Raw genomic sequence first — 22,157 nt, 5'->3', positions numbered from 1 at the left:
TTAAGTTTTGACGGCGATTGGGTGTTTTTTCGTAACCTCTCGTAAAGGTTCGACGTTTTTCCAGGGCCAGGGAGCCCTAAGCCCTGCGGCTGGCTGAGCGCACGCGTGCGAGGTGCGCAATTGGGGCGAAATGAGCGCTGAAAAAAACAGAAAATTCGGCGTCAGCCGTGGAGGCCGAACACCCTGGGAACCCGGAGCTGAATAGTTACCCGTTGTTTATTGTTTTCAGGGTGTCTGCGCGAACGAGGTTCGCCGCGTTTCTTGTAAAGATTCAGGTACGTTATTGTGAGGGTAGCCGGGCTTGTTTGAGAAGCTCAGCATCGAAGCCTTCGACCTTTTTGAACCGTGTCTGCTTTTCACGGGCGAGCTTCGGATCGTGTAAGAAGCTGCGGCAAACGACAAAATTTCTTGCTTGGCGAAGATTTTTTGTTGATTTTTGTCTGGTGCATGAGGTAGAAGGCCCCTCTTACCTGCGGTTGGTGAAAGCAGGATCGGGTTTCTCTTTTTTTAAATGCCTGCGGCGGGGTCTGAAGGCCGGGCTTTGGTTGGGTCTGAACCGGGCAGGGTTGAACTGCTGGGATTAGATCATTTGCGTTGCAACGGGTTTTTTAGTTGAGAAAGGGTTGGTTATGGACGTTTGGGCACCGGCGGTGAAGATCTTCATCTTTGGTTTGTCATCGGTTTTTTTCGTTTTGGGGATGCTGTCGCTTTCGATTATGGCCACGCGCGGTCTGATCGCCAGATTTGGTGACAGCTCCAAAAAGAAATGATGGCTGACGCAGGTTTCACCGCAAATGCGGTCGCGGTCTTGAATATCATTTAGCTTCGGGAGAGTCCGGTTATGGTGGAAACATTTTTTTCGTTTGTGCATTCGATGGGCCTTTATCATCTTACCGTGGGTAATCTGATTATGTGGCTGATCGCTTTCACGCTGATGTTCCTCGCGATCAGGAAGGGCTATGAGCCTCTGTTGCTGCTGCCGATCGGTTTCGGGATTTTTGTGGTTAATCTGCCGCTGACTAATCTCATGCAGGAACATCAGATTCTTCACATCTTCTATCACTATGGTCTGGAGTGGGAGCTGATTCCGCCGATTATTTTTCTGGGTCTGGGCGCCATGACCGACTTCGGGCCGGTGATCGCCAATCCCAAGACCCTGCTTTTGGGTGCGGCGGCCCAGTTTGGGGTGTATATTGCCTTTTTCTTTGCCCTGGGATTGGGCTTCACGATTCCCGAGGCCTGTTCCATCGGGATCATCGGGGGCGCCGACGGGCCGACCACGATTTTTACCACGGTGGCCCTGGCCCCGCATCTGTTGGGCGCGACCGCGGTCGCGGCCTACTCCTATATGGCGCTGGTGCCGGTGATTCAGCCGCCGATTATCAAAGCTCTGACGACCAGGAAAGAGCGTCTGATCCGTATGAAGCAGCTGCGTCCGGTCTCCAAGCGGCAGAAGATTATCTTTCCGCTGGTTACCTGCGGTCTGGTCTGTCTTTTTGTCCCGGCCTCGGCCGCACTGATGGCAATGTTCATGTTGGGGAATTTTTTTCGTGAGTCGGGTGTGGTCGAGCGCCTCAGCGGCACCGCTCAGAATGAATTGATGAATATCGTAACCATCTTTCTCGGCATTGCGGTCGGCGGCACCATGAGCGCCGAAGCTTTTCTGACCCCGAAAGCGCTGATGGTTTTCGCCATGGGTCTGGTTGCCTTCTCCTTCAGTACGATTGGTGGTGTGCTGCTGGCCAAGCTGATGAATCTTCTGCCTGGAGAAAAGATCAATCCTATGATCGGTGGTGCCGGGGTTTCGGCGGTGCCGATGGCGGCCCGCGTAGTGCAGAAGATAGGCGCCGCCGAGGACCCGCGGAATTTCCTTCTGATGCACGCCATGGGGCCCAATGTCGCCGGAGTTATCGGGACGGTGGTCGCGGCGGGACTTTTCCTGGCCATGGGAGGGCCGTAACGGCGAAGGTTGTTTTTTGATCCAAGTTTTTGGTTGACCCGGAGCCGCTTTTTCTTTAAGTACAGTTTTGGGCGTAAGCCTCACGATTTTATGTGAGGAGCGCCTGGTTCTCGGTTCCAAGAGTTGACGCGAGGGTGGCGGAATTGGCAGACGCACTAGACTTAGGATCTAGCGGTTGTACCGTGGGGGTTCAAGTCCCCCCTCTCGCACCATTTGAAGTTGGGTTCCATGGCTTGCCGTGGAAGTTTTCTCTGAACTGAATAAATGCAAAAAGAGATCGCTTGCCGCAGCCGGTCGCGATCGGAGGTCTTCTTTTTATGAATGTCGTGGTTAAAGATTTAAGTGGCGTGAAAAAACAGTTGCTGTTCGAGCTCGGGCCCGAGCGCATTGAGAAAAAACTGGAAAAAGCCTTTGCCGGCTGGCGCAAAAAAGCCAAAATCAAGGGCTTTCGTCCAGGTAAGGCGCCATTGCAGCTCGTGCGTAAGCTTTACCATGAGCAGGTTCGCATGGAAGCGCTTGAGGATCTCGTGCAGGATGCGTACCGCGAAGCACTGCAGGTCCATAACCTGGCTCCGCTGGCGCCGCCGGCGATAGCGGAGCTGGATTTTCCTGAGGGTAAGCTTCAGCTTTCCTTCACGGCGACGGTGGAAGTTTTGCCGGAGTTTTCCCTTGACTGCTGGGAAGACATTGAATTGCAGAAACATGAGGTGGCGGTCGCAGATGATGAGGTTGATGCCGAACTTGAAAAACTTCGTCAGAGCATGGCTCAGTACAAGACCATTGATGAGCGTTGCTCGCAGGAAGGCGATACCCTGGTGATCGATTTCCTGGGCCGCCTTGACGGGGTCGAGTTTGAAGGGGGCAGCGCCACCGATTTTACGCTTGAGCTTGGCAGTGGTCGCTTTATTCCTGACCTTGAACGCCAGCTTGTCGGCCTGGAGCCGGGCCGGAGTTATGACCTGGAAGCTGTTTTCCCGGAGGATTATCATAAGGCTGATTTGGCCGGTAAGAAAACCGTTTTCACGGTTAAAGTTAAATCGATTCGGGAGAAAGAATTGCCGGCGCTCGATGACGATCTCGCGATTCAGATTTCCGGCGGCGAACTCGAAAGTCTGGCTCAGCTTCGGGATAAAATGACGCAATATGTCAGCTCCTCCAAGGTTTCCGGAGCCCGGAACCGAAATATTGAAGAACTGCTGGCCGGCTTGCGGAAGAAGGTTTCTTTCGAACTGCCCGAATGTTTGGTGCGGGAAGAAGAAGAGCGCGCCTTGGCGGCACTGCGCTCCCGCTTTCTTTCTCAGGGCTTGGAAGAAAGCCTGGTTGAGCAGATGCTTTCGGCAAATCGTGAGCGCGTTTCCGCGGACGCCGCCGCGACCGTGAAAAATACGATTATTCTGGAGTATCTGGCGGAGCGGGAAAAGATTGAAAGTACCCCGGATGAGATTGGTGATCGCTTTCAGCGCTTTATTCAGAGTTCCGGCGAGAACTCGCAGGCTGTTTTTGAGCGCTTCAAGGGCCGTGAAGCTGAGCTGGCCGGGATTCTGCAGCGTGAGGTGGTTATGGAAAAGACGATCGATCATCTTCTGTCCAGGATATCCTGCCAGGCCGCAGGCCCCGAGACGGGAACGACGTCGTCGGAAATTCCCGGCGGACAGGGAGCTGATTTATGAGTTTTGTGCCGATGGTGGTTGAACAGAGTCCGGCTGGTGAACGGGCCTATGATATCTATTCCCGGCTTTTGCGGGATCGGATTGTTTTTCTGGGGACCGCCATCGATGATAATGTCGCCAACGCGGTGATTGCCCAGCTCCTTTTTCTGGAGGCCGACGATCCTGACAAGGATATCAACATCTATGTTAATTCACCGGGGGGCTCGGTTACCGCCGGTTTGGCGATCTATGATACCATGCAGTTTGTCAAGCCGGATATCACTGCCATCTGCGTAGGACAGGCGGCCAGCATGGGAGCCTTGCTCCTGGCCTCCGGAACTGCCGGTAAACGTTATGCCCTGCCTCATGCACGGATTATGCTGCACCAGCCGATGGGCGGCTTTTCCGGCCAGGCATCCGATATCGACATTCATGCGCGAGAGATTCTGCGACTCAAGGAAGATCTTAATGAGATTTTGCGGCGGCATACCGGTCAGGCCTTGGAGCGTCTGCAAAATGATACCGACCGTGATTTTTTTATGTCCAGCGAACAGGCGGTCGCTTATGGAGTTATTGACCAAGTGATCAAGAATCGTCTGCCTGCGGTGGAGGGCTGAGCCGATGGCGCGTAATAAGGATCACGATATGTTGCGATGTTCCTTCTGCGGCAAGGATCAGAATAATGTCAAGAAGTTAATCGCCGGCCCTTCGGTTTTTATTTGCAATGAATGCGTAGATCTTTGCAATAGTATAATTGTCGGCGAAAATGAGCGCTATACCCTGGCCGATCTTCAGGATACCTTGGTGCCCCCGCGGGTTATCAAGGCAAGCCTGGACGAATACATTATCGGTCAGGATGAAGCCAAGCGCAAACTGGCCGTGGCCGTTTATAATCATTACAAGCGTATCGCTTCGCGTGGGCTTGAGGATGATGAGGTCGAGCTGCAGAAAAGTAATATCCTCCTGGTGGGACCAACCGGCAGCGGTAAAACCCTGCTGGCCCGGACGCTGGCCAGAATTCTCAAGGTTCCGTTCACGATCGCCGATGCCACTAATCTGACGGAGGCCGGTTATGTCGGCGAGGATGTGGAAAATATCCTGGTCTCCCTGCTGCAGGCGGCCGATTATGATGTCGAGCAGGCCGGCCGTGGAATAATCTATATCGATGAGATTGACAAGATCGCCCGCAAGGGGGACAGTCCCTCGATCACTCGGGATGTTTCCGGTGAAGGGGTGCAGCAGGCCCTGCTTAAAATTTTGGAAGGCACCATTGCCAATGTCCCGCCCAAGGGCGGGCGCAAGCATCCGCAGCAGGAATTTATCAAGCTTGATACCCGGGATATTCTTTTTATCTGCGGCGGTGCCTTCAACGGTCTGGACGAGATTATTCAGCGACGGGTGCGCGGAAATGTCCTTGGCTTCCAGGTCGAAGACCGTCGCTCTTTTTCCGGCGTGGGGCGGGTCGATGCAGATCGGCGGGTAGCCCCCACCGATCTGCTTAAATACGGCCTGATCCCTGAATTCATCGGCAGGTTGCCGGTGATCGCCAGCCTGGGTGAACTTGATCATGCCGCCTTGGTCAGAATTCTCATGGAACCACGCAACGCCTTGGTCAAACAGTACGTCAAACTTTTCAAGATGGATCAGGTTGACCTGGAATTCAGCCCGGCAGCGCTGGATAGTATTGCACGGTTGGCGGTGGAGCAGAAAACCGGGGCCCGCGGGCTGCGCTCAATTCTGGAAAGCGTCATGAATCCGGTCATGTTTGATTTGCCGGATACGGATGCGGTAAAGTGTGTGATCGAGGAGGAAGTCATCTTGAACGCAGCTCAGCCCCTGTATCTCTATGAAAATAAAAATAAGCCTGAAAATAAGGTGGAATCGGCTTAAAAGCTAGCTTTTTGCCTTGACTAGGGGGATCGGTTTTGCTATAAGGCCACTTACTTTAAGCCAATCTTGCTGTGGGGAGGGGGATCGATGACAAAGGCTGAAATGATTGAGGCGATTGCCGCAAAAGCAGAGGTTACCAAGGCAGCATCAGAAAAAGTTTTAAAAGCCTTCACTGAGGTCGTGAAGGACGAGCTGGTCAAAGGGGAGAAGGTTGCTCTGGTAGGATTCGGAACCTTTTATGCGGTTTTCCGCCCGGCCCGAACCGGTCGAAACCCCAGAACTGGGGACGATATCGAGATTGCGGCCAGTAATGTGCCGAAATTTAAGCCTGGGAAAGCTTTAAAAGATAGTTTGAATTAAGAAAATAAAGCGGTTGTGGGCGGGTAGCTCAGTTGGGAGAGCACCGGCCTTACAAGCCGGGGGTCACAGGTTCAAGCCCTGTTCCGCCTATTGCTTTTTTTGGGGGGCGTAGTTAAGTTGGTTATAACGCCGGCCTGTCACGCCGGAGGCCGCGAGTTCGAGTCTCGTCGCTCCCGCCATAAAATCTTAAAAGAGCTGCTTGCCTTCGGCAAGCAGCTCTTTTTTCTTGGTGACATCCAGAATTTAAGTTTATTTCCGCTTTGTCGGAATAGGAGTTTTATTGATGGACTATAAAGATACTTTACATCTGCCGCAAACCGGGTTTCCCATGCGGGCCAATCTGCCGCAGCGGGAGCCTGAAACCATCACCCGCTGGCAGGAAGAAAAAATCTATCAGCGTATCCTGGAACGGCATCAGGGGCAGCCTGCCTTTGTTCTCCATGACGGTCCGCCCTATGCCAACGGCCATCTCCATATCGGGCATGCCCTCAATAAAATTCTGAAAGATATCATTATTAAATCACGGAGTATGACGGGTCGACTTTGTCATTATGTTCCGGGCTGGGATTGTCACGGTTTGCCGATTGAACATCAGGTCGACAAGGATCTCGGGAAACGGAAAGCGGAGCTGACTCAGGCGGAGATTCGCCAGGCGTGCCGGCGTTATGCCGAAAAGTTTATCGCTATTCAGCGGGAAGAATTTGAACGGCTCGGGGTTTTGGGTGAGTGGGAGCGTCCCTATCTGACAATGAACTATCAGTATGAGGGGGCGATTGTCCGCTGTCTGAGTAAATTTGCTGCCGATGGCAGTCTGTTCAAAAGCAAAAAACCGATTTACTGGTGTGCTTCCTGCTGTACCGCCCTGGCCGAGGCCGAGGTCGAATATGAGGATGAGAGCTCGTCTTCGATCTATGTCAAATTCAGTTTACTTGAGGATCTGGGCGATAAATATCCGTTTCTTGTCGGTCGTGACGCGTCTCTGGTGATCTGGACAACCACTCCGTGGACGATTCCCGCCAATCTGGCGGTGTGTCTCCATCCAGATCTTGAATATGTCGCCCTGGAAACTACGGCCGGAGTTCTGATTGTTGCCGATGGCCTGCGGGAAACCTTTCTGCGGGAGACCGGATTGGGGGAAGCCCAGGTGCTTGGGTCTCTTCGGGCTCTGGACCTCGAAAATTGTCATTGCCGGCACCCTCTTTACGAGCGCCGTTCGCTGGTGATTCTGGGTGGCCATGTTACCCTTGAGGCCGGCACCGGTTGCGTGCATACGGCTCCTGGACATGGGCAGGAAGACTATGAAGTGGGATTGGCTTATGGCCTCGAGGTCTATGCCCCGGTTGATGATCAGGGCTGTTTTACAGCCGAGGTCGATTTTTTTGCCGGGCAATTTGTGTTTGCCGCCAATCCCGCGGTTATTGCCAAGTTGAAGGAGCTGGACCGGCTGGTTGCGGAAAAACCTTTAACGCATTCCTATCCGCACTGCTGGCGCTGTAAAAAACCGATTATTTTTCGTTCCACCGAGCAGTGGTTTATCTCGATGGAAAAACAGGGTTTACGGAAAAAGGCCCTGGCGGAGATCAATAAGGTCGAATGGATTCCATCCTGGGGGCGGGAGCGGATTTTCGGTATGATTGAAAATCGTCCGGACTGGTGTATCTCTCGGCAGCGGATCTGGGGGGTGCCGATTGCCGTTTTTTACTGTCTTAAATGCGGCCGGACCATCATGCACGAGGAGGTGATGAGTCGGGTTGCCGATCTCTTCAGTGAACATGGGGCCGATATCTGGTTTGAACGGGACGCCGCTTATTTTCTGCCGCAGGGTTTTGCCTGTCCAGATTGTGGCGCGGTTGATTTCGCAAAGGAGACCGATATCCTGGATGTCTGGTTTGATTCCGGAGTCAGTTTTGCCGCAGTTCTCAATAACCGGGACTATCTGGGGGGAGCTCCGGCGGATCTTTATCTGGAGGGCAGCGATCAGCATCGAGGCTGGTTTCACAGCTCCCTGCTGGCCTCGGTCGGGGTCAGCGGTAAGGCTCCTTACCTCTCGGTCCTGACCCATGGCTTCGTGGTTGACGGCCAAGGCCGGAAAATGTCCAAGTCTTCGGGCAACGTCGTGGCTCCTGAGAAGGTCATAAAGAAATTCGGGGCTGAAATTCTGCGTCTCTGGGTCGCTGCTCAGGATTATCGTGATGATATCCGCATTTCCGAGGAAATTCTTGCCCGACTGGTTGAGGCTTATCGCCGGATTCGCAATACGTTTCGTTTTCTGCTGGGCAATCTCAGTGACTTTAATCCCGGTCGGGACGCTTTGCCCTATGAGCAACTTCAGGAAATTGATCGTTTTATCCTGCATGAACTTTTTCGCCTGCAGAAAAGGGTGCTCAAGGCCTATGCTGATTATGAGTTCTATGTAGTTTATCATGCCGTGCAAAATTTCTGTACGGTTACCCTGAGCAGTTTTTATCTGGAAGTGGGTAAGGATCGCCTTTACATCCTGCGCCGCAACCACCCTCTGCGGCGTTCGGCCCAGACCATGCTGCATACGGTACTTGATGTTTTGGTACGTCTTTGCGCCCCGATTCTGGCTTTTACTGCGGATGAAGTCTGGAGCTATATGCCGGCGGTCGAGGGCAGTGTTCATCTGGAGGATTTCGCGGTCTTGCCGGGGGTCTATGATAATCCGAAGCTGGCCGCCACCTGGAATGAAATCATCCATCTTCGGCGCCAGGTGCTTAAAGAACTCGAAGGGGCCCGGCAGGCCAAGGTAATCGGCAATTCCCTTGAAGCGCGGGTGGCGCTTGCTGCCCGGGGCCGGAGCTTTGAGTTGCTGGAGGCGTATCGTGACCAGCTTAAGGATATCTTTATTGTTTCTCAGGTCGGTCTGGTCGCGTTGGCTGAAGGAGAATCCGGCGGCGAGGATAATCCCGACCTTAAGATCATGATTTTACCGGCCGAAGGAGTAAAGTGCGCTCGCTGCTGGTGCTATAGTGAAACGCTCAGCCCGGCTGAGGCTGAATTTCCGGGGATTTGTACCCGTTGTCTGGAACAACTGCAGACAACGGCCGCTTGAGGGTTCTTTTGGGGGCATTTATCAGCTTTGGCAAATGGAGAAAAAATGTTTAAACATGTTCATTATACGGAGGTTGCGGCGGAAGCGGTGGCGGTGGCCGGAGCTGAGCGGGTCAGCGTACGTTGGGTTATCAGTGATGCGGATGGCGCCCCCACCTTTGCGATGCGGATTTTTGAGTTTGAACCCGGCGGTCATACTCCTTATCACGCCCATGCCTGGGAGCACGAGATTTTTATCCTTGAAGGGGATGGCTTTTTGACCGTTGAAGAAGAAAAACGTTCGCTTAAATCCGGTGATGTTATCTTTTTGTCGGGGGGAACGACGCATAATCTTACGGCCGGCAGCAAGGGCCTGCGGATGATGTGTCTGGTTCCGGTTGGTTGTCGCTGATTTTGAGCCCGATTGATTATGAGACCGGGTAGGGGTTGATTATGATAAATCTGCAAACCAGTGATTTGAGGATTCAGGAAACCAGGCATCTCTCGCCGCCGGCGGTACTGCTTAATAAATATCCCCTGTCCGAGGTCGGGGCCCGTTTTATTCTGAAATCCCGGCTGGAAATTGCCGGAATCTTGGCGGGCAGGGATGAGCGTCTGCTGGTGGTCGCAGGCCCTTGTTCGATTCATGATCCGGTGGCGGCTCTCGATTATGGACGACGTCTGCGGGAACTGGCCGAGCTTCATCGCGAAGAGCTGCTGGTGGTGATGCGGGTGTATTTTGAAAAGCCCCGAACCGTGGTCGGCTGGAAGGGCCTGATTAATGATCCCGGAGTTGACGGCAGTTTTGCCATTAATGAAGGCTTGGAGATGGCGCGTCGGCTTTTGCTTGAGTTGACCGCCCTGGAGATGCCGGCCGCCACCGAATTTCTCGATACGATTATTGGTCAGTTTATTGCTGATCTGATCAGTTGGGGCGCGGTTGGCGCAAGGACCACCGAAAGTCAGATTCATCGTGATCTGGCTTCCGGTCTGTCAATGCCGGTAGGTTTCAAGAACGGGACCGACGGTGATGTGCAGGTGGCTATTGATGCGGTCCGGGCGGCGCGGACCCCGCAATGGTTTCCCTCTATTACCCGAGAGGGGGTGGCGGCGATTCTGGCGACCAAAGGGAATGAATGGGGGCATATCGTCTTGCGCGGAGGCAGTAAGAGCGGACCTAATTACCAGGCCGCCGCGGTCGGCTTGGCGGTGGCGGCCCTGAAAGGTTTGGGCCTGCCGCCTTATCTGATGATAGATTGCAGTCACGGCAACAGTTGCAAGGATCATCTTCGGCAGATTGAGGTCGCCCGTGATGTTGCCGCGCAGATCAGTGCCGGTAACCGCAATATCTGTGGCGTTATGCTGGAAAGCTGCCTTGTGGAGGGACGTCAGGATTATAAGGATAAGGACTCCGCACACTATGGTCAGAGTATCACCGATGCCTGTCTTTCAATTGAACAGACCGCCGGGCTTCTGCATGAGCTGAGGGACGCTGTTGGGTTCCGCCGACAACGTTTCTGAAGGTTTGGTGTGCGCCGCGGCGCTGTTTTTAAGCTCCGGGTCCATCATTTCCCGATATTCGGCTTCACTCATAACCTTGACGCCCAGGCTTTGGGCGGTCGTCAATTTTGCGGCCCCGACCTTCTCTCCGCAGATCAGATAGTCGGTTTTACGGCTGACGCTTTTCTGGACCAGCGCGCCCCTTTTTTGAGCTTCGGTCTCCATCTCTTCGCGACTTCCTTTTTGCATTTTTCCTGTAAACACAATGTGTTTTCCTGATATCGCAGTCTGTGGGGTGGTCTTTTCGCTGCGTTGGGATGTGAGGCTCAGATTGAAGCCGAGATTCAGCATCTGTCTGATTTCGGCACGCTGTTGTCTGAGACCGGCGGCAATGGCCTGCGCGGTCAGATCGGCAAAACCGGAGATGGCGGCAATCCTGGCTGGGTCGATGTCGGCCAGTAACTCCTGCAGGGGAATGTGGCTGAGCAGCCGGCGGCTGTCGCCGCGCCCCAGGGAGGGAATGCCGAAAGCGGCCAGAAAGCGCCAGTCGGCAACCGCTTTTTCGCGACTGATGCTGAGTCCCGTCAGGAGGTTGGTAGTCTGTTGCGGACCAAAGCCCAGACGGCTGAAATCATCAGGTTTCATGGCGTAAATGCGGGCCAAACTGTCAAAGTTTCCGGCTACGAGCCGGCGCACGGTTTTGATGCCGAACCAGTCGGCCGTTCCCAGGGTCTTGAACCAGTGCAGCAAGCGTTGTTCAAGCTGAGCCGGACAGCTGGAATTTGGGCATTTAAGAAAGTCATTCCGCCAGAGGAGAAAGGCGCCGCAACTCGGACATCTTTCGGGCAGGATGACTTCGCGGGAGCTTTCGATTACTCTTTCAAGTTTTGGTATGACCTCGCCGCTACGGATGATTTCAATTCTAGCTCCGGGTCCGAGCTGTTTTTCCTTGACTAGGCCGGCATTGTGAGCCGTGACCCGTCTGATGGTGGCCCCGGAAAGGTTGGTCGGCTCAACCTCAAGGACCGGCGTGACGGCGCCGGTCCGCCCGACCTGCCAGGTAATCTTCTGCACTCTGGTTCTGGCGATTTCTCCTTTGCTCTTGATGGCGATCTGCCAGCGGTAATGATGGTCGGTAAAGCCCAAAATGGTTTTCAGGGCGGGATCGACGACTTCCGCGACCAAACCGTCCATCGGATAATCGGTTTGTTCTTCGAGGTCATTTTTCAGAGTTTCAATTTCGGCCAGCAGCTTTTTCCCTGAACCGCGCCAGGATGGTAGTTGCCGGTAAGGGACGAAGCGCACGGCTCCGGCGGCCAGGGCCTGTTCGGCGTAAGGATTCAAGCTGTCCGAGTTGATAATGCCAACAACCAAATTGCGGGGATGTTCAAAATGGGCGGCCAGAAACTCGGAAAAATAAGTGTTGCTGATCACGATCTCTCCCAGACCTTGTCCGCGGCCGCCGATAGGAATTACCCCCTTAAGCAGGGCGGAACTGATTTCATAGCCGGTTTCACCGTTACCTCGGGTTGTGAAAATCTGGCCGTCATCGCGGGCGGCGAGGCCGTCCAGTTTGGGGGTGACTAAAAATTCCGGGGTGGCCAGACCGTTGTCGGTGGCAATTTTTTCGGCTCTTTCGACAAAACGAGCCAGGGCTGCGTTCGTGTAGGCTTTTTCGGTGGAAAGCATCGGTTGCGGGTGATGGATTTCGCGGCGCCCGCTGAACTGTTCCGGTTCGACCTGGTGCAGAAATGGATGGCCCGGGTTCAGATGGCGCAGCTGTTCGACCAGCTCATCATATTCGCTGTCACTGATCAGGGGGGTTCCCTGGCGGTAGGCATGATTATAATGTCGCAGCTTTGCGACTAGTTTTTCGATATCGACTGCGACGATTGCGTCTGGCATGGGGGTCTCCGGTTTTTAGTTGCAGTTGTTTTTCTCTGATGCTTAAACTGGGCAAAGCTTTTACCCAGCGCGGAAAAAGGGAGCCTAAGTTTGAGTTCCGGTACCTCGAGGGCGATCCAGGCCGTAAAGGTGTTGCTGTTGGGTCCTGGAAAGAGGTGGTAGCTGTCTTTCCACGGATAGTTGCGGGCCGCCTGAGCAACCTCCTGAATCAATCTGTCGGTATCCTTGTCTCGGTATTCTTTCAGGATTATTGATTATTGGTCTGGCGTCGAACCAGTAGCGGTCCGGGATATCGGGAGCGATGCGCAGGGGCGCTTGGCCATGGCGTTTACGCCAGCCGACGACATCGTAGACCGTGTAATGATCGGCGTGGCTGGGCTTGGCCGCAACCCAGGTATGAATTGCGAACCAGCCGCGCCAGCCCCAGGCCCGGGCGCCGTAGACCTGGAGTATGGCTTCGGGTACGGCTTGCGGATCAGGGGCGATGCCGGCGGACTCACGGCGGGCTTCGCGCCAGTCCCGATGCAAAAAGTTGCCGTCGAAGTAGAGTCCTGCCGCCAAAAAGAGCAGCAGGGCCACTGCGAATCTATAGGGAGGAGCTGATTTTGTCAATCTTGCGGTGCTCCTAAAAAGTCAATTCTGTTTTTTGGCGGCGGCTTGCTGAACTGGAAAACGGCCGGGCATAATTTTTTGCTGAATTCTCCGTCGGCGCTAATCTGGGTTTGCCCGCCTGCCAGCTCCATGACCGGCAGGCTGAGCAAGGCTTGGGGCAGGTCGCAAGCCTTGCCCTGGTTCAAGTTTTGTCGCGCCTGTTGCAGAATGAGGATGCTGTCGTAAGCATACAGGTCATAGATGGAGGCGGTTTCTCCATAGTGTGTCTGATAAAGGTCGCGGTAATTCTGGGATCTTGGCGGAGCCGGGGTCAGATTGCCGCAGAAGTCGAGAAAAACCGTGCCTTCGAGAGCCTTTCCATTTTCTCCGGCGCGGCGTGGGGGATGGCCGCCGATGATGCCATAAATCCGGCATTGCTCAAGACCGAAGAAGCGGAGTTGCGGGGCCAGAAGGCGCAGGCGCGGGTAAAAATCGGCGATAACCAGGGCGGAAAAAGGATAGTCGGGCCGGAGCTGGACAGTATGGTTGAAAAATGATTGAGGAAAGGCCGATTGGGACTCGAGGGTCTGCAGAAGTTTGATCGCGGAACTGAAGTCAACACTATGCGGGTCGTAAAAACTTTCCCTGACCAGGCTGTGGGTCTGCTCTGGCCCGAGGTTTGCGATCAGGCTGGCGCGAAAATCCCGACCGAAGTCATTTTCAGGATAGAGCAGGGCGATTTTTTTTTCTTCTCCCTGCCTGAGTAATTCCGCCAGAGCCCGGCCCTGGTTGGCGGCGCTTAAGAAATGCTGAAAGATCAGACGGTTTCGGGCGCAGAGTTCGGGCCGCGGGGCCCAGAGCATGATGGGCAGATTCAAGGCGATGGCCTGGTTGACGCTGGCGTCGGCCAGGCGGCTTTGCAGGGGGCCGAGGACCAGCACCACCTGATTTTTTCTGAACAGAACCAGAGCCCGGGCGGGCTCGACGGCAGTGGAGTCGACGATCAGCAGCCGCCACATTTCGGGTTGGATTTCAGCCTCGGATTTTAAAGCGAGCCTGAGTCCACGTCGAAGGCGTTGACCGATTTCCCGATAAGCGCCGGCGACCGGCAGGTAGACTCCGATTTTCCAGGTTTCAGTCTTGGTCGGTCGCGGAGCGGACGGCAAGCTCAGAGGATAAACTGTGGCTGGTTCGGATCCGGACTTGCCGGGGCCGATAACCATTTCCCTGATTGAACTGATAGCCGGAGCGGTCGCGGCCTGCAATATGATGGATAAAAAAAGAAAGGCGGGGAAAAGTCGAGACATTGTTTAAAATCACGGTCTCCGGTTGTAAGGTTCCGGCAGCACGGTGTGGGAATGAGAGGGTCGTCTCGCCGCTTCGACTTCGACCTGCGGCGTCAGCGGAGGCTTCTTGTGAAGGTTCCATGGTTATTTACTTTTTTGCGGTCTGATGTCAACTGCTTTCCGTAAGTTATAGGATTTTTCGGAGGACTTTGTGAATCTGATACTGTTGCAGGCTGAAGATTTTGTGGCGCCGCACAGGGTGCTTTTGCGCGACCGGCGGGCCCGGCATATTCGAAAAGTGTTGCGGGCGGATCCGGGTTTTTCTCTGCGGGTTGGTCTGGTGAACGGCAATTTGGGACGGGGATTGATTTTGGCCTGTGGCCGCGATCAGGTTGAAATGGAGGTTGCTTTGGTCTCGTCTCCGCCGCCGCCCTTACCGATAACCCTGCTTCTGGCCCTGCCCCGGCCCAAGGTTTTCAAAAGAGTGCTGGCGGCGGCCGTGACTATGGGGGTTAAGCGAGTGTTTCTTTTTAATACGTGGCGGGTGGAGAAAGGTTACTGGCAGACCTCTCTGCTGCAACCGGAATCGTTGCGGCAGATTTTATTCGAGGCGCTGGAGCAGGCCGGGGATACGCAGTTGCCGGAAGTCTTTTTCAGGCCCCGTTTTCGTCCTTTTGTCGAGGATGAGGTCCCCGACCTGGTCGCCGGTCGCAAGGCCTGGTTGCTGCATCCCGATTCCGATTCGATTCCGATTCTGGGTCTGAAGGAACTCGCTTTGCTGGCCGTTGGTCCCGAGGGTGGCTTTATCCCTTTTGAGGTGGAACTGCTGGCCCGGGCTGGACTGCAGCTGGGGGGGCTGGGGACGCGAATTCTCCGGGTGGAGCAGGCGGTCCCAGCGATTTTGGGCAGATGTTTGGGGTCGGGAGGCAGATGAGTCTTTATCAATAATGTGAGGGTAAGAAATCATTTTCGCCGTGGTCAGAACAGCGCGATTCTTTGCACAGTCTTCAGCTGCGGCGAGGCTTTGGCGGCGAAGTTTCCAGAGGCGTGAAATCGAGAAGGGGTTCGGTTTCGCGCCTTTTCGTATCATCGGTGAGCTTCGAGTCAAGGTGGGTTAAATAAATTAAAAAAAACTTTTTTTTATTCTTGACAAAAGGTGGTCGGTAACTGTAACAAGGTGGGTAAAAGTGGTAAATTGTGGGTTATTTTATCTCGTGGGTTGCATAAAAAGGCTCGGAATGGCTTTTCGTGGTCGATATGAATATTCCCTTGATCCCAAAGGCAGGCTTAATATCCCCGCCAAATTCAGGGAAATTATCGTCCATGATTACAACTCTGAGTTGGTGATCACTACGTCGATTGATGGTTGTCTCGACTGCTTTCCGCTGGCGGAGTGGGTCAAGGTCGAAGAAAAAATCAATGCCCTGCCGACCAGCCTTGAAATTAAACGTTTTCGGCGTTTGTATATATCCGGTGCGGTGGAATGTTCTCTTGACAAGCAGGGGCGTATCCTGCTGCCGCCTTCCTTGCGCAGCTGGGCCGGTCTTGACCGCGAGGTCAATAATGTGGTGATTGCCGGCCAGATCAACCGTTTGGAACTCTGGAGTCAGGAACGCTGGAATCTGGAAACTCAGGCGGCGGTTTCGTCAGAGTCAACCGAGAAGGTTACTAAGCTTTTCAAAGAGATCGGGCTGGCCATCTGAACCGGACTGCGACCTGGGGCGGCTTGAAGGTTTCCGGCGACCGGAAGCAATGGCAGCTGGGGAAGGCGGATTGATGGAACATGTTCCGGTTCTGCTGGCTGAAAGCGTGGCGTTGTTGCTGTCGGGTCCGCTGCTTCTCCGTGGGCGGGCTTTGATCGTTGACGCCACTTTCGGCGGCGGTGGCCATAGCCGGGTTCTTCTGCAGAAAAGTTCTTCCGCAGTACGAGTGCTTGCTTTTGACCGTGATCCGGCGGCCGTGGTCAGAGGCGCCGCCCTGCGTCGGGAATATCCTGACCGCTTCCAGCTTCTTCCGGGAAATTTTGCTGATTTGGGACACCTGCTGGACAAATCAGGCTGTGGACTGATTGACGGCTTGTTGCTGGATATCGGGCTTTCCAGTTTTCAGCTGGAAGAGGCGGGCCGGGGATTCAGTTTTCAGTCTGAGGGTCCGCTGGATATGCGTATGGATCCGCATGGTGGCGTGCCGGCGGCTGAGATTGTCAATCAAGCAGACTGTCGGAGCCTGACCGGAATTTTTCGTGATTTCGGTGAAGAACCTTATGCCGCGGCAATTGCTCGAAAGATCGTTGCGGTCCGGGAAAACCGGCCTTTGCGGACAACCCGCGATCTGGCGTCTTTGATTGAAGAAATGGTGCCGGCCTATAAAAAATCCCGGCGTCACCCCGCGACCAGGGTGTTTCAGGCCTTGCGTATTTATGTCAATGACGAACTCGGAGCTTTAGAGCGGGTGTTGGAAAGTGGATTGGAAAGGCTGGCGCCCGGCGGCAGGATGGTGGTTATCGCCTATCATTCTCTTGAAGACCGGTTGGTGAAAGCCTTTTCGCAAAGGGTTTCTCGGGGCTGTGTCTGTCCTCCTAAAATTCCGGTTTGTGTCTGTGGCGGAAAGGTCCGAGCGGTTATCTTGACCAAAAGCGGGGTTCGTCCCGGAGAGGCTGAAGTCGAACGTAATCCCCGCAGTCGCAGTGCCTGTTTGCGGGCCCTAGAAGTTGTTTAGAGGTGAGCGCTGATGGTGTCCGGGCTTCAGACTTCGTCTTGGAGCCGGATTAACGGTCTTCTTCTGTTTCTGCTGGTCGGCTTGATTTTTTACTGCTCATGGTTGAACAATAAGATTGTTACCAGGAGCTATAAACTGAATGATTTAAGACGGGAAGAAAAACAGCTGATCGAAGAGCGGGATAAATTGCAGGCTGAGCTGGCAACCTTGCAGAGGCCTCAGAATCTGGTGCTCTTGGGTAAACTGCTGGGTTTAAAGGAACCAAAATCCGGGCAAAAGATTATACTACCATGAAACGCAAGACCAGTGGACCCAGAAAAGAACGGCGTCGTCTGCAGCTGCGCATTAACCTCGTAGCCGGCGTCGTCGTTTTTAGTTTGGTTGCCGTGGTGGCTCGGGCCTATTATCTGCAGGTGGTAAAACATGACTACTATCTGGCCCGACAGCAGCAGCAGAGCAGCTCAAATTTGCTTGTCCAGTGTGAGAGAGGCGATATCAGATCGGCCGATGGCGGGGCCATGGCGATCAATGTCAAAGGCCATTCGCTTTATGCCGAGCCGCGAATGATCAAGAATCAAGGACAACTGGCCCGGCAGCTGGCTCCGCTGCTTGAGCTGCCGGTCGAAGACCTGGAACGGCGCCTGGGCGGTGGCGGCGGTTTTGTCTGGCTCAGGAGGAGACTGAGTCCGCTGCAGGTGGAAGCCCTGCAGCCCTGGTGTGAAAAAAATTCGGGCCTGGCCCTGCTCAAGGAAAATCAGCGGGTTTACCCTAATCGGGAGTTGGCCGGCCAGATCGTGGGCTTTACCGATATTGACTGTCGTGGCCTGGAGGGCCTGGAGCGCCACTACGAGAAATATCTGCGCGGCCAGCAACTGTTTCTTTCGCTGGAGCATGATGCCCGGCGTCAGGTTGTGGAAAGTTCGAAATACCCGGAACTGGATTACTATAAGGGTAAAACGGTTTATTTGACGCTGAACCGCCACCTGCAGGTCTGGGCCGAACAGGAGCTCGAAAGCGCGGTTTTGGCAAGTCGGGGCAAAGGGGGCGTCGCTCTGGTCATGGATGCTGGGGATGGCGCGATTCTGGCGATGGCTCAATATCCGCGTTTCAATCCCAACAGTAAACAGAAACACAATCCGGCTCTGTGGCGCAACCGGGCGGTGACCGATCTTCTCGAACCCGGATCCACTTTTAAGGTTTTCACTCTGGTGGCCGCTCTTGAATCCGGGGAGTTCTCCCTGGCTGACCGCATTGATTGTGAAGATGGTAGTTTCCAGGTTGGGGGTCGTACGATTCACGATACCCATGAACATGGTCTTTTACGTCTGGACGAGGTTCTGAAATATTCAAGTAATATCGGCTGTTCGAAGGTGGTCAGCGCCGTTGGCGCCGAGCGTTTTTATAAAGTTCTGCGGGGGTTTGGTATTGGCGACAAGAGCGGGATTGATTTTCCGGGTGAGCCCGCGGGTCAGTTGCGTCCCTGGCTGCAGTGGCAGCCTATTGATCTCTGCAATCTGGCTTTTGGTCAGGGGCTGGCCTTGACCTCGGTGCAACTGACGGCCGCCTATGCCGCATTGGCAAACGGAGGTTATCGGGTGACACCGTACCTGGTTTCCAGGATCGTGAATGGAGCGGGCTGGACGGTTTATGAGCACGCTTCAAAGCCCCGGGTCAGACGCGCCTGTAGTCCGCAGGTCGCCGCTCAGATTGATCAGGCTTTAGGGCTGGTAGTGGAAGATGATGGTACCGCCCCACAGGCCAGAATTTCCGGATTGCGCGTGGCCGGGAAAACCGGGACCGCACAGAAATTTGATTTCGGCGAAAAAAAATATTCGCGCAAGGACTACTGGGCCTCGTTTGTCGGCTATGTTGACGCACCGTCCGGGCAGTCGCGCAAGATTGTTTATGTCATGGTCGATGAACCTCGCATCTCGATCTACGGCGGCATGGTCGCGGCTCCGGCTTTCCGACGTCTTAATCAGCGGCTGGCCAGTTATTTTAATTATTATGCGGAAAATGGGGAAACGGAGCTGGCTTTGTCCTTGCTGGCGAGTGAAGGGGGGCGGAGTGACCTGGTTCCGGGTTCGGCCGAGGAAAATTCAGTGGGGCCGGAGGATTCGTTCACGCCGCAGATTATGCCTGATTTTACCGGGCGTACGATCCGCGAAGCGCTGGCCCGGGTCGGAGCTTATCGCGGCCGGGTCAGGATCTTCGGTGAGGGCCGGATTATAGCGCAGGAACCGGTCCCGGGAACCAGGCTGGAGCCGGGGCAGAATCTAAATTTCAGTCTGCGCCGTGAAAGTTGATAAAGGGGAAACCGACTTTGTTCACGCTTAATGAATTGGCTGGTCAGCTGGCGGCTCGTCCCCTGCCGTTTTGTCAAAGGCTTGATCCGGAGACGCAGGTGACTGGGGTCAGCATTGACAGTCGCCGGTTACGGCCGGGCGAACTTTTTGTGGCGCTGGCCGGAGCGCGTTTTGACGGGCACGATTTTATTGATCAGGCGGTGAGCCGAGGCGCGACGGCGGTGGTTTTTGCCGCTCAAAAACGAAGTTTTTCCGATCTGTCCCAGCGTTATCCCGGGGTTTTCTGGCTTCCGGTAGCCGATCCCCTGGCCGCTCTCGGCAGCCTGGCCCGAGCCTGGATCAAACGGGTGGGGCCGCGGGTGATCGCGGTTACCGGATCCAACGGCAAATCCACGACCAAGGAGATGCTGGCGCATATTCTGGCGCCGCATTTTCGCGTACATAAGACGGCCGGCAATTATAATAATCGCATCGGTTTGCCCCTGACGCTTTTTGCCATGCCCGAGGATTGTGAGGTGGTGGTGCTGGAAATGGGCATGAGTGAGCCTGGTGAAATAGCTGACCTGGCGGCTCTGGCGACCCCCGAGATCGCGATTCTGACCGGGGTGGCGGCGGCCCATCTTCAGGGGCTGGGTTCACTGGCGGCGGTGGCCCAGGCAAAATGTGAGATTATGACAGGGCTCAAAAACGGCGGCAGTCTTGTGTACGATGCCGATGATCCCTGGTTGGGTCGAATGGTTCCGGCTTTGGCGGCCGAGCCTTCGGCGGCGTGTTTTAAACTGTTGCCGGTTTCCTGGTATGGCGCGACTGAGGCCGTCGTTAGAGTTTCTGAAATCTGGCTGACTCCGGAAGGTTTTAGTTTCGTCCTGAGTCAAGATAGCCTTCGGGAGACCGTAGGATTGTCTTTATGGGGCCGCCATAACGTCAAAAACGCGGCCCTGGCGGCGGCGGCAGCCCTGCTTTTACCGGGGATGACACCCGCTTTGGTGGCGGAATCTCTGAAGCACTTTAAGAATTTAAGCGGACGCTTGCAGTGTTACCCTCTGGCGGGGGGCGGGTTGCTGGTCCATGACGCCTATAATGCCAATCCCGCTTCGCTGGAGGCCGCTTTAACCGCGGTTGCCGAACGTGGGGGGAGAAGATATCTGGCCCTGGTGCTAGGCGACATGAAAGAGCTGGGTCCAGAAAGCGCGGAGCTGCATCGGCAAATGGGACGCCGCCTGGCGGAAATCCGACCTGATCTGGTGGTTTTGCTGGGGGAGGAAGTCGAGGGTATGGCGGTATCCGCTCGCAACGCCGGGCTTCCCGGAGACCGCATTCGGCAATTTCCCGCCGGGGCTCAGGTTGAGGCTTTTAATTTCTTGCGCCGCCGGTTGCCGAAGGCGCCGCTGATTCTGGTCAAGGGCTCCCGTGCTCTGGCCCTGGAAAAGCTGGTCGAACCCATGCTTGATTTTTTTGAGACTGTCTGATGCTATATCATATTCTTTATCCGTTGCATGTTCTCTGGTCCGGTTTTAATGTTTTTCGCTACATTACCTTTCGGACTATTTTCGCGGCTCTGACCGCGCTCTTTCTGGCCTTTTACCTGGGACCGAAAGTGATTGCCTGGTTGCGAGATCTGCAGATCGGCCAGGTGGTGCGCACGGATGGTCCGCAGAGCCATCAGAGTAAAACGGGAACTCCGACCATGGGCGGTGTGTTGATCCTTTTTTCGGTTGCCGTGGCGGTATTGCTCTGGGCTGATCTGAGAGAAATCTACGTTTGGCTGGCTCTCGGAGTGGTCCTGGCTTTTGGGGCGATTGGTTTTGTTGATGACTATCGCAAGATTCTGAAAAAGAATTCCCGTGGGCTTTCGGCGCGGCAGAAACTTGGGGCCCAGTTTGCGGTGGCCCTGATTTTTGCGCTCGCAGTCTATGCCTTGCCGGGCTATTCAAGTGTTCTGACCGTGCCTTTTTTCAAAAAGATACTACCTGATTTCGGACTTCTTTATATTCCTTTCATGGCCTTGGTCGTAGTTGGCACTTCAAACGCGGTCAACCTGACCGATGGGCTTGACGGCTTGGCCACGGGACCGTCCCTGGTGGCTTTCGCCGTCTACCTGATTTTCAGCTATGTGGCCGGACACCGCCTGCTGGCGGAATATCTGCAGGTTCAGTATGTCAGCGGCGTCGGAGAAATGGCGGTTTTTTGCGGCGCCATGATCGGTGCCGCCTTGGGTTTTCTCTGGTTCAACACTTATCCCGCCGCGATTTTCATGGGGGATGTCGGTTCGCTTGCTCTGGGCGCCGGTCTGGGCGCGGTGGCTGCGGTGACCAAGCAGGAAATGCTGCTTTTTCTGGTCGGCGGTATTTTTGTGCTTGAAACCCTTTCCGTGATTATACAGGTGGCTTCATTTAAGTTGACCGGCCGGCGGGTTTTTCGGATGGCGCCTCTGCATCACCATTTTGAGCTCAAAGGCTGGGCCGAGCCCAAGGTCATTGTCCGTTTCTGGATCATTGCCCTGATCCTGGCTCTGCTGGCATTGAGCAGTCTGAAACTGAGATGACGGAAAATCAAACTACGGACAGTTCTTTTCCGGAAGTCCTGGTTGTCGGTCTGGGCCGCAGCGGCCTGGCGGCCGTCCGTTGGTTATTGCGACAGGGTTTGCGGGTCGCGGTCAGCGATATCCGTCCGGCGGCGCAGATGCATGATCTTCGCCGTGAACTTGAAGCGGCCGGGGTCAAGGACTTTGAATTCGGAGGGCACTCGGCGGCCTTTTTTATTCGTTGTCGCCGGATCGTTGTCAGCCCCGGGGTTCCCCTGGAGTTGCCGGTTTTCGCGGCGGCCCGGGCCGCCGGCGGTGAGATTATCGGCGAGGTCGAGCTGGCGGCTCGTTACTGCGGTTGCCCACTGCTGGCCCTGACCGGGACTAACGGTAAGACCACAAGTATCACCATGCTGG

The 22,157-nt window shown here is 54.9% G+C and carries 18 protein-coding genes, 3 tRNA genes and 1 pseudogene; 19 read left to right on the top strand and 3 right to left on the bottom strand.

Features of this window, described 5'->3' with window-relative positions; genetic code table 11:
* Positions 1–841 precede the first annotated feature (841 nt).
* The 11 genes from ENN66_07215 to ENN66_07165 all read left to right on the top strand — a co-directional run bounded on the left by ENN66_07215 (position 842) and on the right by ENN66_07165 (position 10,431).
* Positions 842–1,960 carry a sodium ion-translocating decarboxylase subunit beta gene (locus ENN66_07215; GenBank protein HDS16384.1) on the top strand — a complete coding sequence of 373 codons (1,119 nt, stop codon included), beginning with the start codon at positions 842–844 and terminating at the stop codon, positions 1,958–1,960.
* 128 nt (positions 1,961–2,088) lie between these two features.
* Positions 2,089–2,172 (top strand) — tRNA-Leu (locus ENN66_07210).
* 105 nt (positions 2,173–2,277) lie between these two features.
* A complete protein-coding gene (gene tig, locus ENN66_07205; GenBank protein HDS16383.1) occupies positions 2,278–3,630 on the top strand; it encodes a trigger factor in 1,353 nt (450 codons plus the stop codon).
* On the top strand, positions 3,627–4,226 hold the full coding sequence (gene clpP / locus ENN66_07200) for an ATP-dependent Clp endopeptidase proteolytic subunit ClpP (GenBank protein HDS16382.1): 600 nt from the start codon (positions 3,627–3,629) through the stop codon (positions 4,224–4,226). The genes tig and clpP overlap by 4 nt, the downstream gene beginning before the upstream one ends.
* Before the next feature lie 4 nt (positions 4,227–4,230).
* The gene (clpX, locus tag ENN66_07195) at positions 4,231–5,499 is read left to right on the top strand and encodes an ATP-dependent Clp protease ATP-binding subunit ClpX (GenBank protein ID HDS16381.1); all 1,269 of its coding nucleotides are present in this window, start codon (positions 4,231–4,233) and stop codon (positions 5,497–5,499) included.
* Positions 5,500–5,586: 87 nt separating this feature from the next.
* Positions 5,587–5,859 (top strand): HU family DNA-binding protein, encoded by a 273-nt coding sequence (locus ENN66_07190; GenBank protein HDS16380.1) that lies wholly within the window; start codon positions 5,587–5,589, stop codon positions 5,857–5,859.
* Between the two features lie 17 nt (positions 5,860–5,876).
* A tRNA-Val gene (locus ENN66_07185) sits at positions 5,877–5,949 on the top strand.
* Between the two features lie 12 nt (positions 5,950–5,961).
* A tRNA-Asp gene (locus ENN66_07180) sits at positions 5,962–6,038 on the top strand.
* A 104-nt stretch (positions 6,039–6,142) separates the two neighbouring features.
* Positions 6,143–8,932 carry an isoleucine--tRNA ligase gene (locus ENN66_07175; protein HDS16379.1) on the top strand — a complete coding sequence of 930 codons (2,790 nt, stop codon included), beginning with the start codon at positions 6,143–6,145 and terminating at the stop codon, positions 8,930–8,932.
* A 45-nt stretch (positions 8,933–8,977) separates the two neighbouring features.
* Positions 8,978–9,322 carry a cupin domain-containing protein gene (locus ENN66_07170; GenBank protein ID HDS16378.1) on the top strand — a complete coding sequence of 115 codons (345 nt, stop codon included), beginning with the start codon at positions 8,978–8,980 and terminating at the stop codon, positions 9,320–9,322.
* 44 nt (positions 9,323–9,366) lie between these two features.
* Entirely contained in the window at positions 9,367–10,431 is a 1,065-nt protein-coding gene (locus ENN66_07165; GenBank protein ID HDS16377.1) for a 3-deoxy-7-phosphoheptulonate synthase, read from the top strand.
* Here the strand turns inward: ENN66_07165 and ENN66_07160 are convergent.
* The 3 genes and pseudogenes from ENN66_07160 to ENN66_07150 all read right to left on the bottom strand — a co-directional run bounded on the left by ENN66_07160 (position 10,360) and on the right by ENN66_07150 (position 14,213).
* Entirely contained in the window at positions 10,360–12,315 is a 1,956-nt protein-coding gene (locus ENN66_07160; protein HDS16376.1) for a DNA ligase, read from the bottom strand. The genes ENN66_07165 and ENN66_07160 overlap by 72 nt on opposite strands.
* Positions 12,276–12,927: pseudogene (locus tag ENN66_07155) on the bottom strand (DUF3750 domain-containing protein). The gene ENN66_07160 and the pseudogene ENN66_07155 overlap by 40 nt, the downstream one beginning before the upstream one ends.
* Complete coding sequence (locus ENN66_07150) at positions 12,924–14,213, bottom strand: amino acid ABC transporter substrate-binding protein (protein ID HDS16375.1); 1,290 nt, start codon at positions 14,211–14,213, stop codon at positions 12,924–12,926. Before ENN66_07150 ends, ENN66_07155 begins: the two are co-directional and overlap by 4 nt.
* 190 nt (positions 14,214–14,403) lie before the next feature.
* Between ENN66_07150 and ENN66_07145 the strand changes: the two genes are divergently transcribed.
* From ENN66_07145 to ENN66_07110, 8 genes are all read left to right on the top strand, one after another.
* Positions 14,404–15,126, top strand: coding sequence for a 16S rRNA (uracil(1498)-N(3))-methyltransferase (locus tag ENN66_07145; protein ID HDS16374.1), 723 nt, complete (start codon positions 14,404–14,406; stop codon positions 15,124–15,126).
* A gap of 253 nt (positions 15,127–15,379) precedes the next feature.
* On the top strand, positions 15,380–15,895 hold the full coding sequence (gene mraZ, locus ENN66_07140; protein ID HDS16373.1) for a division/cell wall cluster transcriptional repressor MraZ: 516 nt from the start codon (positions 15,380–15,382) through the stop codon (positions 15,893–15,895).
* Positions 15,896–15,944: 49 nt separating this feature from the next.
* Positions 15,945–16,910, top strand: coding sequence for a 16S rRNA (cytosine(1402)-N(4))-methyltransferase RsmH (gene rsmH / locus ENN66_07135; GenBank protein HDS16372.1), 966 nt, complete (start codon positions 15,945–15,947; stop codon positions 16,908–16,910).
* Between the two features lie 12 nt (positions 16,911–16,922).
* Entirely contained in the window at positions 16,923–17,204 is a 282-nt protein-coding gene (locus tag ENN66_07130; GenBank protein HDS16371.1) for a hypothetical protein, read from the top strand.
* Positions 17,201–19,216 (top strand): PASTA domain-containing protein, encoded by a 2,016-nt coding sequence (locus ENN66_07125; GenBank protein HDS16370.1) that lies wholly within the window; start codon positions 17,201–17,203, stop codon positions 19,214–19,216. Before ENN66_07130 ends, ENN66_07125 begins: the two co-directional genes overlap by 4 nt.
* On the top strand, positions 19,213–20,685 hold the full coding sequence (locus ENN66_07120; GenBank protein ID HDS16369.1) for a UDP-N-acetylmuramoyl-tripeptide--D-alanyl-D-alanine ligase: 1,473 nt from the start codon (positions 19,213–19,215) through the stop codon (positions 20,683–20,685). Before ENN66_07125 ends, ENN66_07120 begins: the two co-directional genes overlap by 4 nt.
* The gene (locus tag ENN66_07115) at positions 20,685–21,761 is read left to right on the top strand and encodes a phospho-N-acetylmuramoyl-pentapeptide-transferase (protein ID HDS16368.1); all 1,077 of its coding nucleotides are present in this window, start codon (positions 20,685–20,687) and stop codon (positions 21,759–21,761) included. The genes ENN66_07120 and ENN66_07115 overlap by 1 nt, the downstream gene beginning before the upstream one ends.
* Positions 21,758–22,157, top strand: a 400-nt coding sequence (locus tag ENN66_07110) for a hypothetical protein (GenBank protein HDS16367.1), incomplete at its 3' end; no start/stop codon positions are given. The genes ENN66_07115 and ENN66_07110, both read left to right, overlap by 4 nt.

Source organism: Pseudomonadota bacterium, assembly GCA_011049115.1.
In the GTDB taxonomy this organism is placed as follows: domain Bacteria; phylum Desulfobacterota; class Anaeroferrophillalia; order Anaeroferrophillales; family Tharpellaceae; genus DSCM01.
This window is presented reverse-complemented; position numbering and strand designations above follow the sequence as displayed.

Bases quoted from the DNA above. Each gene is read 5' to 3' on its own strand.
- ENN66_07215 (HDS16384.1), top strand. From the start codon at position 842: ATGGTGGAAACATTTTTTTCGTTTGTGCATTCGATGGGCCTTTATCAT.
- tig (HDS16383.1), top strand. From the start codon at position 2,278: ATGAATGTCGTGGTTAAAGATTTAAGTGGCGTGAAAAAACAGTTGCTG.
- clpP (HDS16382.1), top strand. From the start codon at position 3,627: ATGAGTTTTGTGCCGATGGTGGTTGAACAGAGTCCGGCTGGTGAACGG.
- clpX (HDS16381.1), top strand. From the start codon at position 4,231: ATGGCGCGTAATAAGGATCACGATATGTTGCGATGTTCCTTCTGCGGC.
- ENN66_07190 (HDS16380.1), top strand. From the start codon at position 5,587: ATGACAAAGGCTGAAATGATTGAGGCGATTGCCGCAAAAGCAGAGGTT.
- ENN66_07175 (HDS16379.1), top strand. From the start codon at position 6,143: ATGGACTATAAAGATACTTTACATCTGCCGCAAACCGGGTTTCCCATG.
- ENN66_07170 (HDS16378.1), top strand. From the start codon at position 8,978: ATGTTTAAACATGTTCATTATACGGAGGTTGCGGCGGAAGCGGTGGCG.
- ENN66_07160 (HDS16376.1), bottom strand. From the start codon at position 12,315: ATGCCAGACGCAATCGTCGCAGTCGATATCGAAAAACTAGTCGCAAAG.
- ENN66_07150 (HDS16375.1), bottom strand. From the start codon at position 14,213: ATGTCTCGACTTTTCCCCGCCTTTCTTTTTTTATCCATCATATTGCAG.
- rsmH (HDS16372.1), top strand. From the start codon at position 15,945: ATGGCAGCTGGGGAAGGCGGATTGATGGAACATGTTCCGGTTCTGCTG.
- ENN66_07130 (HDS16371.1), top strand. From the start codon at position 16,923: ATGGTGTCCGGGCTTCAGACTTCGTCTTGGAGCCGGATTAACGGTCTT.
- ENN66_07125 (HDS16370.1), top strand. From the start codon at position 17,201: ATGAAACGCAAGACCAGTGGACCCAGAAAAGAACGGCGTCGTCTGCAG.
- ENN66_07115 (HDS16368.1), top strand. From the start codon at position 20,685: ATGCTATATCATATTCTTTATCCGTTGCATGTTCTCTGGTCCGGTTTT.